The sequence below is a fragment of the Lelliottia sp. EB106-05-01-XG201 genome (assembly GCF_058791735.1).
The window spans coordinates 2,018,474-2,034,764 of record NZ_JBYTDV010000001.1; the positions used below are offsets into that span (position 1 = coordinate 2,018,474).

At 58.6% G+C, this 16,291-nt stretch carries 18 protein-coding genes; 11 read left to right on the forward strand and 7 right to left on the reverse strand.

Annotated elements, in window-relative coordinates; all coding sequences use genetic code 11:
- Positions 1 to 37 precede the first annotated feature (37 nt).
- The 9 genes from AC3WS9_RS09400 to AC3WS9_RS09440 all read left to right on the forward strand — a co-directional run bounded on the left by AC3WS9_RS09400 (position 38) and on the right by AC3WS9_RS09440 (position 7,752).
- On the forward strand, positions 38 to 1,294 hold the full coding sequence (locus tag AC3WS9_RS09400) for an MFS transporter (RefSeq protein WP_409339922.1): 1,257 nt from the start codon (positions 38 to 40) through the stop codon (positions 1,292 to 1,294).
- Entirely contained in the window at positions 1,291 to 1,977 is a 687-nt protein-coding gene (locus tag AC3WS9_RS09405) for a 3-oxoacid CoA-transferase subunit A (RefSeq protein WP_492487943.1), read from the forward strand. The genes AC3WS9_RS09400 and AC3WS9_RS09405 overlap by 4 nt, the downstream gene beginning before the upstream one ends.
- Positions 1,974 to 2,636: a 3-oxoacid CoA-transferase subunit B gene (locus AC3WS9_RS09410; RefSeq protein WP_492487945.1), complete on the forward strand. Its 663-nt coding sequence runs from the start codon at positions 1,974 to 1,976 to the stop codon at positions 2,634 to 2,636. The genes AC3WS9_RS09405 and AC3WS9_RS09410 overlap by 4 nt, the downstream gene beginning before the upstream one ends.
- Before the next feature lie 9 nt (positions 2,637 to 2,645).
- A complete protein-coding gene (gene pcaD, locus AC3WS9_RS09415; RefSeq protein ID WP_492487947.1) occupies positions 2,646 to 3,425 on the forward strand; it encodes a 3-oxoadipate enol-lactonase in 780 nt (259 codons plus the stop codon).
- Entirely contained in the window at positions 3,409 to 4,533 is a 1,125-nt protein-coding gene (locus tag AC3WS9_RS09420) for a muconate cycloisomerase family protein (RefSeq protein ID WP_492487949.1), read from the forward strand. The genes pcaD and AC3WS9_RS09420 overlap by 17 nt, the downstream gene beginning before the upstream one ends.
- Before the next feature lie 2 nt (positions 4,534 to 4,535).
- Positions 4,536 to 4,826 (forward strand): muconolactone Delta-isomerase, encoded by a 291-nt coding sequence (gene catC, locus AC3WS9_RS09425; protein WP_492487951.1) that lies wholly within the window; start codon positions 4,536 to 4,538, stop codon positions 4,824 to 4,826.
- Positions 4,827 to 4,865: 39 nt separating this feature from the next.
- Complete coding sequence (catA, locus tag AC3WS9_RS09430; RefSeq protein ID WP_282494564.1) at positions 4,866 to 5,792, forward strand: catechol 1,2-dioxygenase; 927 nt, start codon at positions 4,866 to 4,868, stop codon at positions 5,790 to 5,792.
- A gap of 222 nt (positions 5,793 to 6,014) precedes the next feature.
- Positions 6,015 to 6,977: a fatty acid desaturase gene (locus AC3WS9_RS09435; protein WP_492490314.1), complete on the forward strand. Its 963-nt coding sequence runs from the start codon at positions 6,015 to 6,017 to the stop codon at positions 6,975 to 6,977.
- Complete coding sequence (locus tag AC3WS9_RS09440) at positions 6,970 to 7,752, forward strand: phosphate/phosphite/phosphonate ABC transporter substrate-binding protein (protein WP_492487953.1); 783 nt, start codon at positions 6,970 to 6,972, stop codon at positions 7,750 to 7,752. Before AC3WS9_RS09435 ends, AC3WS9_RS09440 begins: the two co-directional genes overlap by 8 nt.
- 81 nt (positions 7,753 to 7,833) lie before the next feature.
- On the opposite strand, the gene AC3WS9_RS09445 is transcribed toward AC3WS9_RS09440, so the two are convergent.
- From AC3WS9_RS09445 to AC3WS9_RS09460, 4 genes are all read right to left on the reverse strand, one after another.
- Positions 7,834 to 8,157, reverse strand: coding sequence for an AzlD domain-containing protein (locus AC3WS9_RS09445; RefSeq protein WP_492487955.1), 324 nt, complete (start codon positions 8,155 to 8,157; stop codon positions 7,834 to 7,836).
- Positions 8,154 to 8,894: an AzlC family ABC transporter permease gene (locus tag AC3WS9_RS09450; protein ID WP_492487957.1), complete on the reverse strand. Its 741-nt coding sequence runs from the start codon at positions 8,892 to 8,894 to the stop codon at positions 8,154 to 8,156. Before AC3WS9_RS09450 ends, AC3WS9_RS09445 begins: the two co-directional genes overlap by 4 nt.
- Positions 8,895 to 8,907: 13 nt before the next feature.
- Positions 8,908 to 11,184: an FdhF/YdeP family oxidoreductase gene (locus tag AC3WS9_RS09455; protein ID WP_492487959.1), complete on the reverse strand. Its 2,277-nt coding sequence runs from the start codon at positions 11,182 to 11,184 to the stop codon at positions 8,908 to 8,910.
- 125 nt (positions 11,185 to 11,309) lie between these two features.
- Entirely contained in the window at positions 11,310 to 12,146 is an 837-nt protein-coding gene (locus AC3WS9_RS09460) for an alpha/beta fold hydrolase (RefSeq protein ID WP_285148996.1), read from the reverse strand.
- A 265-nt stretch (positions 12,147 to 12,411) separates the two neighbouring features.
- On the opposite strand from AC3WS9_RS09460, the gene AC3WS9_RS09465 reads away from it, so the two are divergent.
- The gene (locus AC3WS9_RS09465; protein WP_492487961.1) at positions 12,412 to 12,732 is read left to right on the forward strand and encodes a cupin domain-containing protein; all 321 of its coding nucleotides are present in this window, start codon (positions 12,412 to 12,414) and stop codon (positions 12,730 to 12,732) included.
- A 10-nt stretch (positions 12,733 to 12,742) separates the two neighbouring features.
- On the opposite strand, the gene AC3WS9_RS09470 is transcribed toward AC3WS9_RS09465, so the two are convergent.
- Both AC3WS9_RS09470 and AC3WS9_RS09475 read right to left on the reverse strand, forming a co-directional pair.
- A complete protein-coding gene (locus AC3WS9_RS09470) occupies positions 12,743 to 13,633 on the reverse strand; it encodes an oxidoreductase (protein ID WP_492487963.1) in 891 nt (296 codons plus the stop codon).
- A 148-nt stretch (positions 13,634 to 13,781) separates the two neighbouring features.
- Entirely contained in the window at positions 13,782 to 14,708 is a 927-nt protein-coding gene (locus AC3WS9_RS09475) for a LysR family transcriptional regulator (protein ID WP_492487965.1), read from the reverse strand.
- A 91-nt stretch (positions 14,709 to 14,799) separates the two neighbouring features.
- Here AC3WS9_RS09475 and AC3WS9_RS09480 point away from each other — a divergent pair, with 91 nt between their 5' ends.
- Positions 14,800 to 15,276: a GNAT family N-acetyltransferase gene (locus AC3WS9_RS09480; RefSeq protein WP_492487966.1), complete on the forward strand. Its 477-nt coding sequence runs from the start codon at positions 14,800 to 14,802 to the stop codon at positions 15,274 to 15,276.
- A 297-nt stretch (positions 15,277 to 15,573) separates the two neighbouring features.
- Here the strand turns inward: AC3WS9_RS09480 and AC3WS9_RS09485 are convergent, their stop codons facing one another.
- Positions 15,574 to 16,020 (reverse strand): hypothetical protein, encoded by a 447-nt coding sequence (locus tag AC3WS9_RS09485; RefSeq protein WP_492487967.1) that lies wholly within the window; start codon positions 16,018 to 16,020, stop codon positions 15,574 to 15,576.
- Between the last annotated feature and the right edge of the window lie 271 nt (positions 16,021 to 16,291).

Consider the following 16,291-nt stretch of genomic DNA (forward strand, 5'->3'; position numbering starts at 1 on the left):
CGTGACCACCGCCGCGGGCAGCCAGGACGCGCAGCAGATGCGCAAGCTGGTGATCGCCTCGGTGCTGGGCAATGCGCTGGAGTGGTATGACTTTTTCCTGTACGGCACCGCGGCGGCGCTGGTGTTCGGCCCGCTGTTCTTCCCGGTGGGCGGCGATCCGCTCCAGGGCACGCTGCTGGCGTTTTCCGGTTTCGCGGTGGGTTTCCTGGCCCGTCCGCTGGGCGGGATTGTCTTCGGACATATCGGCGATCGCTACAGCCGCAAAATGACGCTGATCATGACCCTGACGCTGATGGGCGCCACCACTTTCGTGATCGGCCTCCTGCCGGTCTACGCGCAGATCGGCATCTGGGCACCGCTGTCGCTGATCATTCTGCGCTTCTTACAGGGCGTGGCGTCCGGCGGGGAGTGGGGCGGCGGGGTGCTGATGCTGAGTGAGAACGCGCCCGCGTCACGTCGCGGGTATTACACCGCCTGGAGCCAGATGGGGGTGTCCGGCGGGTTTGTTCTCTCGGCCTTTGCCTTTTATCTGGTGCAAAAACTGCCGGAAGAAGACTTTATGAGCTGGGGCTGGCGCGTCCCGTTCCTGCTGAGCATCGTCATCTTTTTGGTCGGCGTCTACATCCGCAAAAACATCCGCGAGAGCAAGGCGTTTACTCAGGCCAAACCGGAAGACACGCACGAGAAAATCCCGCTGCTGGTGATTATCCGCGAACACCCGAAAGCGCTGCTGCAGGCGATTGCCCTGCGTCTGCCGGAGAACGGCGCGTCCTACATCTTCTTTACCTTCTCGGTGGTCTACGCCAAACACATCGGCATCAGCACCGGGGAGATCATCAGCGCCGTAACCCTGGCGATGCTGGTGGAGTTCTTCTCGATTCTGTTCTGGGGGGCGCTGTCGGATCGCATCGGCCTCAAGCCGGTCTACTACATCGGCGTGATCGGCCTGCTGGTGATGGCGTTCCCGTTCTTCTGGCTGCTCGCAACCGGGACGTACGGCTGGATCATGCTGGCGATGCTGCTCGGGCTACCGTTCTGCCACGGGGCGATGATCGGCACCCAGCCCTGCATCATGAGCGATCTCTTCCCGGTGCGGGTGCGCTACTCCGGCCTGGCGCTGGGGCACGAGGTGGGATCGATCTTCTCCGGCGGTCTGGGACCAATGCTGGCGGTGGCGTTGCTGATGGAGTTCAACGCCTCGTGGCCGGTCTCCCTTCTGCTGATGGTTTACGCCCTGCTGGCGTGGATTGCCCTGCGCAGCCTGCCCAATCACAACAAAGAGGCTCAGGAATGATTGATAAACGGATTGCCACGCTGGATGGCGCGGTGAAAGACATTTTTGACGGTGCGACGGTGATGGTCGGCGGTTTTGGCCCGGCGGGGCAGCCGTCGGATCTACTGGACGCCCTGATCCGCCGCCGTCCGCGCGAACTCACCCTCATCAGCAATAACGCGGGCAACGGCGACTACGGTCTGGCGGCGCTGCTGAAAGCCGGATGCGTGAAGAAGGTGATCTGCTCCTTCCCGCGTCAGGTGGATTCCTGGGTGTTTGACGATCTCTATCGTCGCGGCGAGGTCGAACTGGAGCTGGTGCCGCAGGGCAATCTCGCGGCGCGCATTCAGGCGGGCGGGTCGGGGTTAGGCGGAATTTTTACGCCAACCGGCTACGGCACAGAGCTTGCCGGGGGCAAAGAGACGCGCCATATCGACGGCAAAGATTATGTCTTTGAACTGCCGCTGAAAGCCGATTTCGCGCTGATCAAAGCGCTGAAAGCCGACCGCTGGGGCAACCTGGTATACGACAAAACCGGACGCAACTTTGGCCCGATCATGGCCGCTGCGGCGAGCTGCACCATTGCGCAGGTGAGCGAGTGTGTGGCCCTCGGCGAACTGGACCCGGAAGCGGTGGTCACGCCGGGGATTTTCGTCCAGCGCGTCATTCAGGTTACTCCCACGTCACTCAAGGAGATCGCGTGAACACATTGACGCATCAACAGCTTGCCGAACGCATTGCGCGCGACATCCCCGAGGGGGCCTACGTTAATCTCGGCATCGGCATGCCGACCCAGATTGCCAACTATCTCCCGGCGGACCGCGAGATATTCCTGCACAGCGAAAACGGCATTCTCGGCATGGGGCCAGCGCCTGCGCCGGGGGAGGAAGACGCTGAGCTGATTAACGCCGGAAAGCAGCCGGTGACGCTGCTGGCGGGTGGCTGCTATTTCCACCACGGCGACTCCTTCACCATGATGCGCGGCGGGCACCTGGATATCTGCGTGCTCGGGGCCTATCAGGTCTCGGCGCGGGGCGATCTCGCCAACTGGAGCACCGGCGCGCCGTCCGCGATTCCTGCCGTTGGCGGGGCGATGGACCTGGCGATCGGGGCCAAAAAAGTGTTCGTGATGACCGAACACCTGACCAAAAAGGGCGAGTGCAAAATCGTCGAGCACTGCACCTATCCCCTGACCGGGATGGCCTGCATCGACCGCATCTACAGCGATATGGCGGTGATGGATATCACCCCGCAGGGCGTGGTGGTGCGCGAGCTGTTTGGCGACATCACGGCGGAGTATTTGCAGTCCGTCACGCCGGTGGCGCTGACGTTCGCGCTGCTGACCGAAGACGCGACGGCGTAAGGAGAACCCATGGATATTGAGTATCGCCTTGATGGCCCGGAGGATGCGCCGCTGCTGGTGCTGTCGAATTCGTTAGGCACCACCTGGGAGATGTGGCAGGCGCAAATCTCTGCCCTGACGCAACATTTTCGCGTGCTGCGCTACAACACCCGCGGGCACGGACGCTCGGCCGTCGGGCAACAGCCCGTCACCCTCGAGCGACTCGGGCAGGACGTGATTGCCCTGCTGGATCATCTCGACGTGGAGCGGGCCTGTTTTTGCGGGATCTCGCTTGGCGGCATGACCGGGATGTGGCTCAACCGCCACGCGCCGGAGCGTTTTCAGCGAATTGTGGTGGCCAACACCGCCGCGCGAATTGGGCAGGAAGCGGGCTGGCGTGAGCGTGCCGCGACGGTGCGCGCGCAGGGCATGATCCCGGTTGCCGAGAGCGCCGCCGACCGCTGGTTTACGCCTGCGTTTCGCCACAGCAATCCGGAGGTGGTTTACCCGCTGATTGAGCAGCTCGCCGCGACGCCCGCCGAGGGCTACGCCGCCTGCTGCGACGCGCTGGCGATGGCCGATCTGCGTGATGAACTGACGCAGATGCCGCGCCCGATGCTGGTGATTGCCGGGGAAAGTGACCCTGTCACCACCTCGCGAGACGCCGAAGCTATCGTGGTCGATGCCCCCCATGCGCACTTTCTTATTTTACCCGCGTCACACCTGTCGAACGTCGCCTGCGCGGCGGCGTTTAACCAGCATGTGATCACCTTTTTAACCGCAGGAGCCGAGCATGAGCCTCACCATTGAATCCATCACCTGTTGGCTGGTGGATATCCCGACCATCCGCCCGCACAAACTGTCAATGGCGACCATGGGCTGCCAGACCCTGACCATTGTGCGCATGGAATGCGCGCAGGGCGTGGTTGGCTGGGGCGAAGCCACCACCATCGGCGGGCTAAGCTACGGGGTGGAAAGCCCGGAAAGTATTCGCTCGGCGATTGAAACCTATCTCGCGCCGCTGCTGTGCGGCCAGACGTTTAGCGGCGTCGCATCGCTCGCCGGGAAGATGAACGCCAGCGTTAAAGGCAACACCTTTGCCAAATCTGCACTCGAAACCGCGTTTCTCGATGCGCTCGGCAAACAGCTCAATGTGCCCGTCAGCACCCTGCTCGGTGGGGCACTCACGCCACGTCTGCCGGTGCTCTGGACCCTGGCGAGCGGCGACACTCACAAAGACATCGACGAGGGTAAACGCCTGCTGGCGGAAGGGCGGCATAACACCTTCAAGCTGAAAATCGGCGCGGGCGAACTGCACAGCGATATTCGCCACGCCCTGGCGATCAAGTCGGCGCTGGGCGATGAGGTCAGCATTCGCGTGGATGTGAATCAGGCGTGGGATCTGACCAGCGCGATCCAGGGCATGACGCGGTTACAGGCGGGCGGAATCGACCTGGTCGAACAGCCGATCCCACTCTGGGACACGCGCGGTCTCATTACGCTGAGTCAGCGCTTTACCCTGCCGATCCTGGCGGACGAGGCGGTGGCAACCCTTCACGACGGCTATGCCCTGGCGAGCGGCGGCTTTACCGGGGCCTATGCCCTGAAAATCGCCAAAGCGGGCGGTCCGGCGCAGGCGCTGAAGCTGGCGCATACGGCGCAGGCCGCAGGCGTGGCGCTGTACGGCGGGACGATGCTGGAGGGGACGCTCGGCACGGTGGCCTCTCTTCACGCCTGGTCGACGGTCAACATGCAGTGGGGCACCGAGATGTTCGGCCCGTTGCTGCTGAAAGACGACATTGTGGCAAACCCTCTCGATTTCCGCGACGGCCAGGTGACCCTACCGCAGGGGCCGGGCCTGGGCGTCGAAATCGACGAAGACAAACTGCGTTATTACGCCAGAAAAGAGAGGAACTGAGCATGCTATTTAAAGTCGAGATGACGGTGAATATTCCCGCCACGCTGTCCGCAGCCCAGGCAGAAGAGATAAAAGCCAGAGAAAAAGCCTATTCGCAGCAATTACAGCGCGAAGGGAAATGGCTGCATATCTGGCGGGTGGTCGGGCAATACGCCAACGTCAGCCTGTTTGAGGTGAAAGATAATCAGGAGCTGCACGAGATATTAACCGGCCTGCCGCTTTTCCCTTATATGGAAATTAGCGTGCAGCCGCTGTGCCAGCATCCATCGTCTATTTATGTTGAAAAGCCGTAACACCTAATAATAAACCTTACCCTACAAGAGGAATACGCAATGTCAGTCAATCCAACCAAACAAACCGAACTGGAAACCTTACTCGCCATCAGCAGCGGATTAAATTCTGCCCAGGGTAACGAGCGTTTTAAAACGATTATGCATCAGCTCCTCGGCGACCTGTGCGCGACCATTAAGAAGTTTGATATCACCGACGAAGAGTTCTGGCTGGCGGTGAATTATCTCAACGAACTGGGCGAGCGCAAAGAGGCGGCGCTGCTGGCCGCAGGACTCGGGCTGGAGCACTACCTCGATATGCGCGCCGATGAAAAAGAGGCGGCGACGGGCAACGATGTCGGCACCCCGCGCACCATCGAAGGGCCGCTGTACGTGGCGAACGCCCCGCTGAGTGAGGGTTATGCCCGCATGGACGACGGCAGCGAGAAGGCCGAAACCATGTGGCTGCACGGGACCATTACCGATCTGCACGGCAAACCGGTGGCCGGGGCCATCGTTGATATCTGGCACGCCAACACCCTCGGCGGCTACTCGTTCTTTGACGCGTCGCAGAGCGAATACAACCTCCGCCGCCGCGTAAAAACCGGCGCGGATGGTCGCTACGCGGTGCGCAGCATCGTGCCGTGCGGCTACGGCTGCCCGCCGGATGGGCCAACGCAAAAGCTGCTCAACGGGCTGGGGCGTCACGGTAATCGTCCGGCGCATGTGCATTTCTTTGTCTCCGCGCCGGGCTTTAAACATCTCACCACTCAGATTAACCTCAACGGCGATGAATATCTGTGGGACGATTTTGCCTTTGCCACCCGTGAAGAGCTGATCGCCGATCCAATTAAAATCACCGACAGCAAGGTATCGCAGGAGCGTGATATTAATGGCCCGCATACGGAGGTCAGTTTTAATTTCGCCTTAGTGACCAGTGCCGACAGTCAGGAAGAAGCGCGCGGCAAACGTGCGCGGGTGAAGGAATAACGCGCGAGGACATTGTCGGGTGGCGGCTTCGCCTTACCCGACCTACAAAACCACGAATGTTGACGTATTTGTAGGCCGGGTAAGCGCAGCGCCACCCGGCAATAAACCGCACCGTTCTTTCTATTTCCGGCAAAGCATTACCATTTAAATTCTTTGTGATTTCCGACGTTATCTCACATCTTCGTGGGATAACGTCATATTACGGAAATGGCATTGAAACACATGGGTCAACGGTCGCCTCTCTATTTACACCCCCAGCAACGCGATACACTTCGCCAGCTCTCCCAAAGCTGGCTCTGGCGCAGCGAATTCCCCACCTGGGGGTTAATCGTCGTCATTTACGGCGGCTGGTTTGCCACGCTGTTTTACTGGCAAACCCTCGGACGACTGCCCGCCACGTTGCTGCTGATCGGGTTTACCGCCTGGTATATGTCGCTCCAGCACGAGCTGATCCACGGGCATCCGACGCGTCGCGCCTGGTTTAACCAACTGCTCGGGACGCTGCCGCTGGCGGTGTGGTACCCGTACGGGCTGTATCGCGATTCGCATCTGGCGCATCACAATCATGACCACCTGACGGTTCCGGTGGACGACCCTGAATCCTACTATTTCACCGATGAAACCTGGGCAACATTCTCCCCCTGGCAGCGCAAGCTGATTCACGCGCGCAATACCTTTCCCGGTCGGCTGCTGCTGGCACCGCTGCTGGATATTGCCCAGACGCTTGCGGGCGCATACCGGGCGTTTCGCCATCTGGAGCGCAAGAGTATGGCGATGTGGTTGATTCACGTCGCGCTGCTGGTGCCGCTGTTTGTCTGGATGGAGATGATCGGCTTTTCTGCCCTGTATTTTGTCGTCGCGGTGAGTTATCCCGCGCTGGCGCTCACGAAAGTGCGCTCGTTCCTCGAACATCAGGCGGCGGACGATCCGCACGCACGCTCGGTGATCAACGAAGCTTCCCTGGTGTGGCGGGTGCTGTTTCTCAATCTCAACTATCATGTTGTGCATCACGATCTGCCCGGCGTGCCCTGGTACGGCCTGCGGGCGATCTATCTGCGCGATAAAGCGCAGTATCAGCAGCGCAATCAGCACTTTGTGGTGCGCGGCTACGGGGAATGGCTGCGTCGCTTCTGGGCGAAAGCCGTTGATGTCACCGTCCATCCGGGTGTCAAACAACATGACTAATACCCTCGCGTTTCCGATGTATGGCCTGAACCAGGCTGATAATGAACGGCTGTGGCAGGCGGTGCAAAGGCTGCTGCTCGAACGCGGTCTGGCGGTCAGCGGCTGGAGTGGAGAAGATTTGCTGGCGCACTGGCAAAGCGGCGACCTGCTCCTCAGCCAGACCTGCGGTTTCCCGCTGGTGACACAGCTGCCGGAGGTGCAGACGGTAGGGTGTTTTCACTACACCGCGCCCGGCTGCGAAGGGATTCACTACCGCAGTTTTCTCGTGGCGCGTGAAGCGGATGCGGGCAAAACGCTTGCGGATTTTCGCGGTCAGCGGGCGGTGTGTAATTCTATTGATTCGCAGTCGGGGTATAACGCCCTGCGCAAAATGGTTGCCCCGCTCGCAGAGCAGGGACGGTTTTTTGCGCAAACGAGTTTCAGCGGAAGTCACCGGCAGTCGCTTATCGCGCTGACAGAAGGGGGCGCGGATATCGCTGCTATCGACTGTGTGACCTGGGCCTTGTTGCAGCGCCATGAGCCTGAGTTAGTGGAGGGTTTGAGCGTGGTGGGGGAAACGCCGCTCGCGCCGGGGCTGCCGCTGATTACGGCGGGGGAGGCTTCGACGGTTGAGCTTTTGCGGGATGCGCTGAGCAGTCTGGTGAGTGACCCGCAGTACCGGAGTGTGTGCGAGGCGATGTTGATCGGCGGGTTTAGCGCGGTGTCGCGCGAGCCGTATTCTCTGTTGCTCGCGTGGCGCGATGAGGCGGCGGAGTTGGGGGTGACGCGGATTTGACGTTGTGCCCAGAGTGTCGGGTGGCGGCTGCGCCTTACCCGACCTACAAAATCCGCGACTGCCACCCGGCAACATACCGCATCACCCCAACCAATAACTCAACCCCGAAAACGCCACCATTCCGGCGATCACCGTGGCAAACAAGCTGCGGGTGATAATCCCGGCGACCGCCGCCACGCCGGCTGCCAGCAGCGAAACGCTGATCCCCGACGGGGTCAGCGCCGGTTTGTCGACCAGCTCCGCCGTGATAATCGCCGCCATGATCGCCGAGGGGATAAAGCTCAGCCACTGCTGCAGCACGGGCGCCAGCCGAAAGCGCGAGAGCAGCAGAATCGGCACCGTACGCATCAGCGCCGTCACCACCGCGCAGGCGATAATCGCCAGTAAAATGTTTCGCTCCATCATTTCCCGCCTCTATAAAACAGGCGCAGCCCGAGGGTCGCCAGGGTTGCGGAGACCGATGCTGCGACAATCACCACCACGCTCATGTCCGTATGGCTGGCGGTCAGCAGGGTAATGACCACCGCCGCGGCGATGCTGAAGGACTCCAGCGCCTTGCGGCGGCTGGCGAACCAGATCATCAGCACCAGGCCGATAAACATCGACACCAGGCTAAAGCTCAGCCCCTCCATCAACGACGGCGGAAGGGCGGAGGCCAGCCACGCGCCGACGATGCAGGCGAGGATCCAGTTGAGCCACGCGGCCATGTTCAGCCCCAGCATCCATGCAAAGGGGACTTTGCTCTGCTGGCTACCTTGCTGAACCGCTACGCCAAAGGTTTCGTCCGTCAGCAGCAGCCCGCTGACCACTTTTTGCAGGGTGGTATAATCGCGGAAAAATACGCTCATCGCCGAGCTCATCAGCAGATAGCGCAGATTGACGAGGAAGACGCTCAGCACCACCGAGGCGATCTCCGCGCCGGTGGCCCACAGGGAATAGAACAGAAACTGGGCCGAGCCTGCGTACAGCGCGCTCGCCAGCAGGGCCGTTTGTAAAATGGTAAACCCGGCGAGGGTACCGATGGCCCCGGCGGCAAAGCCGATGCTCCAGTAGCCGGGGATGGTCGGCAGACAGGCGGTGATCCCGGCGCGAAATTCCATGCTGGCCTCGTTCCGTGGCAGCGCTTTTGTTTTCATCAACATCACATTGTCTCTTTTATATCGCACGGATCTCTTTTGATCGCAGCGTCACCCGGACGGGCACCGATTTATAGGACGGTGTCCCGCTGTCTTTGTCAAGATAATCGAGGGGAACCAGCACGTTAGCCTCGGGATAATAGGCCCCGACGGTCCCCGCTGCGATGCTATAGGCCACGACGGTGATGTCTTCCAGATGCTGCACGCTATCAGGCAATGCGGTGGAAATATCCACCCGGTCGCCATGCTCCAGGCCGAGCTGCGCCATGTCACCTTCGTTCATAAACAGAATATCGCGGCGGCCAAATACGCCGCGGTAGCGATCGTCCAGGGCATAAATAGTGGTGTTGTACTGGTCGTGACTGCGAAGCGTCACCAGGCGCAGAACGTTGTCGCCGACGCCAGCCCGGTTTTCATCCACGCCCTCAAATACTGAGAACATCGCTTTGCCGGTTGGTGTCGGCCAGACGCGCTCGGTCGGCGGAAGCGGCATGCGAAAACCGCCGGGGACGCGGATGCGCTGGTTGTACTGCTCAAAGCCGGGGATGGTTTTTTCGATCAAATCGCGGATCAGATCGTAATCCGTCACCAGGTTTTCCCAGTCGACTTTGGTGTGAGTCAGCGTGGCTTTCGCCAGCCCGGCGACAATCGCCGGTTCGGAGCGCAGCGCGGGCGAAGCGGGTTTGAGCTTGCCGGAAGAGGCATGCACCATCGACATGGAATCTTCCACGGTGATGGACTGACGGCCGGTCTGCTGCATATCCAGCTCCGTGCGGCCCAGGCAGGGGAACAGATACGTCTCTTTCGCCGTGAGCAGGTGGGTGCGGTTGAGCTTGGTCCCGACGTGGACGCTGAGATCCAGGCTGCGCATCGCCGGAAACGCACGCGCATGATCGGGCATCGCCACCGCGAAATTGCCGCCCAGACAGAGCATCGCCTTCGCGGAGCCATTGATCATCGCCTCGGTGGCCTGTACCGCGTCGTGGCCGTGCGCCGCAGGCGGCGTAAAGCCAAACACCTCTTCGATTTTGCCAAGAAATGCCGCGGTCGGTTTTTCGGAGATCCCGACGGTGCGGTTGCCTTGTACGTTCGAGTGGCCACGCAGGGGGCAAATCCCCGCGCCCGGCTTGCCGATATTGCCGCGCATCAGCAACAGGTCGGCAATCAGGCGCACGTTGGAGGTGCCTTTGTTGTGCTGGGTAATGCCCATGCCGTAGGTGATGATGGTGGCGTTCGATTTGGCGTAGGCCGCGGCGACCTGATGCAAATCCTGACGCGTCAGGCCTGACTCGCGCTCAATCGATTCCCAGCGGGTCGCCTGAATATCCGCCGCAAACTCTTCGAATCCCTGGGTGTGGGTGGCGATAAACGCCTGATCCAGGGCGTTTTCAAATTCCAGCAGATGTTTCGCGATGCCTTTCAGCGCGGCGGCGTCACCGCCCGCTTTGACCTGGAAATAGGTCGAGGCGATATCGGTCGAGCTGTAGGTTGCCATCTCCACCACGCTTTGCGGATCGGCAAAGCGCTCCAGGGCGCGCTCGCGCATCGGATTGAGCACGATAATCGGCACATTACGGCGGGCCAGCTCGTGCAGCGTACCCATCATCCGCGGGTGGTTGGTGCCGGGGTTATGCCCAATCGAAATCACCAGTTCGGTGTTATCAAAATCGTCCAGCGATACGGTGCCTTTCCCGATGCCAATCGAGCGCGGCAGACCGACGCTGGTGGCTTCGTGGCACATATTGGAACAATCAGGAAAATTATTGGTGCCGAGCTCGCGGGCGAACAGCTGGAACAAATACGCCGCTTCGTTCGACGCCCGCCCCGAGGTGTAAAACTCAACCGCATCCGGCGGGAGTTCGCGCAGGATCTCGCCGATGCGCGCGAAGGCCTGTTCCCACTCGACCGGGCGGAAGGTGTCGCTCTCCGGGTGATACACCAGCGGATGGGTCAGACGCCCGTAGCCTTCGAGTTCGAAGTCGCTTTTTGCCAGCAGGGAAGACACGGTGTTTTCAGCGAAAAAGGCTGGCGTGACGCGTTTGCTGGTCGCTTCCCAGGTGACGGCTTTGGCGCCGTTTTCGCAGAACTGGAAGGTGGATTTGTGCTCTTTGTCGGGCCAGGCGCAGCCGGGGCAGTCAAATCCGTCAGGCTGGTTGGTGCGAAGCAGAGTGGCAGGGGCGTCGAGGGTGTCCATCTGCGTGCGAACGGCGATGGCGGTCGCTTTCAGCGCACCCCATCCACCGGCAGGACCATCATAGTGCCTGATTCCTGGAACCGAGCGGCGTTTGTTATTCATGTAAGCTCCGGCAATGTCGATCAATAGATCAATTCTACACCGTTGGAGTTAACGAAATAACAACAAATAATCATCATTTTTGTGATAACTGTCGGCATCGCCGGGCGGCGATACCGACAGTTCAGTTAGCTGCGAATAAACGCCAGCAGATCCTGGTTAATCACATCGGCGTGCGTCGCGTGCATCCCGTGCGGGAAGCCCGGATAGATCTTGAGCGTGCTATTGCTGAGGAGCTCATCCTGAAGCAGGGCCGCATTTTTGTACGGCACCACCTGATCGTCATCGCCATGCAAAATCAACGTCGGTACGCTGATGGCTTTCAGATCCTCGGTCTGGTCGGTTTCTGAGAAGGCTTTGATACCCTCGTAGTGCGCCTTTGCGCTGCCGATCATCCCCTGACGCCACCAGTTCTGGATGATGCCCTGAGAGATCTCCGCGCCTTCCCGGTTAAAACCGTAGAACGGCCCCGTCGCGACATCGAGAAAGAACTGCGCGCGGTTGGCGGCCAGCGCCTGGCGGAAGCCGTCGAAAACTTCCAGCGGCGTGCCGCCCGGGTTGTCCGGCGTTTTGACCATCAGCGGAGGGACGGCGCTGATTAGCACCGCTTTCGCCACGCGCCCCTGCGGCTGACCGTATTTTGCGACGTAGCGCGCAACCTGCCCGCCACCCGTCGAGTGCCCGATATGCACCACGTTTTTCAGATCCAGATGCTCAACGACGGCGGAGACGTCGGCGGCGTAGTGATCCATATCGTGCCCGTCGCTGACCTGGCTGGAACGCCCGTGCCCGCGTCGGTCCGAGGCGAGCACGCGATAACCTTGCGCTAAAAAGAACAGCAGCTGGTTATCCCAGTCATCCGCGCTCAGCGGCCAGCCGTGGTGGAAAAATATCGGCTGTGCATCTTTGGGGCCCCAGTCTTTATAGAAGATCTCAACGTTATCTTTCGTGGTGACAAATGACATGATTGAACCTCTCGGGTGGAGTGAAAGGAGAAGGGGTAGGTTGGTTATCAGGTGGAAAAGTACAGCATCCAAGTCTAGTTGAGAATGGTGCCGTTTGCCTGAATTCTCGGGTCAGGAAGTTCCCGAAGGGGTTCGTGAATATCCTTGTAAACCAGAGCGTTAAAAAGGCTTAGCTAAAATCCGGCAAGCCTAACCTGATGAAATCATAACGGTATTCCTGGCGGCATGGTAAAGGTGGTGAAATCTAACGAAGCGGAGTGGAAAAATGAAAGCCTCTATTGCGGGCGTCGTCGCGAGTCTGCCGGAGATCTGGCGTTCACGCGTGCTTGGAACCGTCGGGAACGCCAGTATTAAAGTGATCAAAATGGGCGGGGAGGGTATTCCGTCAGAGGTTCACGACGATTTCGACGAGCTGCTGCTGGTGCTCGACGGCGAACTGCCGCTGGTGGTGGCGGGCGAGCAGTTTACGCTGCAAACCGGGGAGTACTGTTTCGTGCCGAGAGGGGTGAGCCATTCGGTGCCGGAGGGGAGTTTTGGCGTCTTATTGCTGGTGGACGTGGGGCAGGGGAGCCCCGCCGCCCCCTGAATCCTTCACTTTAACCCGGCCCCTCGCTGCCCGCCGCCAGCAGCGGAACGATGACGTTGCTGATGGGCACGGGAAGGCCATGTTTTTGCCCGTAGCGCTGGATCACGCCGTTGCGGATGTCCCACTCCAGCGGGCGATTAGCCTGGCGGTCGGCCAGAATGGAGGTGCCCAGATCTGCCGGGGCACGATGAAACCCGTCGACGATCTCCTGTGGCACGCTGTCGCTCAGGCTTGCGCCCTCTGTCCGCGCGACGCTCAGACATTCGAGCAGATAGGCCAGCGCCAGCTCGGTAATATCATCCCGCGAGAACATGCCCGCGCGACGATTCGCCAGCACCATCAGCCCGGCCGCCGCATTTTGCAACAGCTTGCGCCAGGCAATGGAGGTAAAATCGGCTGACAGCTCGACCGCACAGCGCGTACCGCTGAGGGCATCGGTGATGCGTGTGGCCTGCGGGATATCCGGGAGGGTCAGACGCGGTTTGGCGCGCAGCCAGACGGAGGCATCCGCCTCGCGCTGCGCCGGAAACCAGACCACCGACGGGATCACCGTGGCGCCGTTGACGTAAGGTTCGAGCTGGGTTTTCTGCTCGACGCCATTTTGCAGCGCACAGACGACGGTGTTTTCATCGCACAGGGCGGCAAGCCATTCGGCGCAGTCTGCTACCTGGGTCGTTTTCACCGCGACAAACACCAAATCGCACGGATGACGCACGGTCGTCGGATCGTTTAATACCGGGCCGGGCACCGTCACTTCACCTTCATCGTGACGCAAAATTAACTGCGGATGGGCCGTGCGCCCGCAGAGCAGGGGCGTTCGGCCAACTTCATGAAGTGCGGCGGCAATCGTGGTGCCGATAGCGCCGGGACCAATAAGGGCGACTGAGGGATGGTCGGACATCTTATTACCTCCTTCTTTGAGTAACGAGACTGACTTTTTAGCATACTCCTCTCGCATTATGCGGCTCTTTGGGCTGTGGCTGGCAAGGAGAAGATTGATCAATTTGCGCGTAAACAGTCCGCTTATCCCCCTTTTTACCGTTGCCATATCAAGGGTTAATCTCGTCTGCCAGCGTCTGGAGTTTTGCCTTGAGCCATTTGGTTGCCCCTCGCTGACCACTGCGTTTGTGCGAATAAATTTTGACTTCAAACGGGCTTATCGCGAACGGCAATGGAAAAATCTTGATACTGGCGGCAGGAATGAGTTTCTCAGCCGCATAACGGGGAATGGCCATCAGCAGATCGCTTTGCGCAACAATAAAGGGTGCACTCAGCATCGACGGCGTCTTGAGCGCAATCTGCCGCGTATATCCCATCTGCTCAAGCTGAATATCCAGTACTCCCCGCTTCTCATTCCAGGGGGTGATAACGAGATGGCGCGCGGTGAGATAATCCTCCAGTGTCAGCTGGGTTCGGCGAGGGTTGCTGATGACAACATACTCATCTTCAAACCAGTTGATCTCTTCCAGTTCCTGATGCTGATGATCTTCCGGTGTACTGAACCCAAGCGCCAAATCCACTTCGCCCGCCAGCAGTTCAGTCAGCGCCGGGCTGTGCGGCAAATACCGTAACTCAAAGCGTAAACCGGGAGCGTCATGCTGCAACTGATGCATCAGCGCAGGAAAAATGCATAACGCGGTGAAGTCCGTAATGGCGACCTGAATACAGTCCGAGCTTTCGGCAGCGATGAATTCTGGTTGGGGAGTCAATTCCTGATTGAGAAGTTTCAGGGCTGAAGCGATGGAAGGCGCGAGCTGGGTGGCATATACGCTTGGACACATCCGATAGCCTTCCCGGTAAAACAACGGGTCATTGAGAGCCGCGCGTAGCCGTGACAGGGCGTGACTCAGCGCCGATGTGCTCATCGCCAGTTCATCTGCGGCGTGTCGAACGGAAGAGTGGCGATAGATTGCGTCAAAAATGAGTAGCAGATTCAAATCAAGGCGCCTTAGCGCTGGATGCATAATATTCATCATTGGGTGATTTCATTGCACTTAATTCTTCCGACAATACCTCCTATGCTTACCGCCTTCAATATCGATATCTTGTAAAATGACAGGAAAACAAATGAGTATCACTCTTCGCCAGGCCCGTCCGGAAGATGCGTCTGCAATCTACGCGATGATTTATGAACTGGCAGTCTATGAAAAAGCCCCGGAAGAGGTGGTGACGACGCCAGATGAAATTCAGGAAACCCTTTTTGGCGACGGCAGTCATACAGAAGCGTTGATCTGCGAGATTGATGGCAAAGCAGCAGGGTATGCGGTCTTCTTCACCAGCTATTCCACCTGGCTTGGCCGTAATGGCATTTATATGGAAGATCTGTATGTTTCCCCCGAATATCGCGGTAAAGGTGCGGGGAGAGCATTGCTGAAACAAATTGCGCAATATGCCGTTGAACGGCGGTGTGGACGCCTGGAATGGAGTGTTCTGGACTGGAACCAACCAGCAATTGATTTTTACCTCAGTATTGGTGCATTACCGCAAAACGAATGGGTGCGCTATCGCCTGGACGGTGAAGCGCTTTTGAAGTTCGCTGAATAAAGCAAGGGTAGGGGGGAAGATGCCCGTGGCGGGCATTTTCTGTTGATTGGGTTGTGCGAAATGGGCTTTGTTGAAGGGCTTGCTGAGTGCGCCGGTAGGCGGCGGATATGTTTGCTTTGAGAGAGGAGCGGACGCTTCACTTCTTACGACTCAGTCATAAATTGAGTTAAAAATACAATTGCCCCAGGCATTTACCGTTGCAGCAATTGCTGAGGACGCTTCTGCTGCTAACGTCTGAGCAGCCCGCGAAACACATTTTTAAGCGAAACGTCATTGTCCCTGTCTTTTAAAAAGGAGTCAGTCATGACAACTAAAATGAACGAGGAATCTGCCATAGGGTGACTCAATGACGAATTCATCGTGTAGAGAGCCATACCACACTGGTGGGCTGGTAGTGAGGATGAAGAACTGTGCATTACCGGTCATTTCAATGAGGTTATCTTTAAAATTAGCGAGCAGATTTTGCTTGAGTGATGAAGGGAGTCGCTGAGTGTCCTGATGCTCAAAAAACCATGACGCTACCGTTTCCATAAACATTTTTTCAGCGCATGCTTTAAGCTTTGGATGCCAGTATGCAGCCGGAAACTTGTCAGTGATGCTCGAGTGATACAACGACAAAGAAGACAACGTACTATCGCTTTCTTCGAGTTTCACCACAAAATAATCTGATACGCGGTTTGCTGCATCATTCATACAGCCCACGGCTCGCATAAATCCTGTAAGTCTTTCTACATACTTATCCATTTTTCATCTCAATGCGTGGTGTTATCTGAATTCATGGACATGATTTCAGATGACGAGTGAAGTTTCAGGACATTACAGCATGTCTATAGATAATCGTGTTAATCAGCATGATGAGGACAGGCTGCTTTAATGACTTCCGCTTCTCACACGCAGCGGACATTGCTGCCTGAGCTGAAGGTCCGGCGGAAGTTGGCACTGGACGGTCCCACGCCCCTGAGGTGGTAAATATGGACATCAGTGCTATTCCCAGAAGCGGCGTGATTGCCTTTAA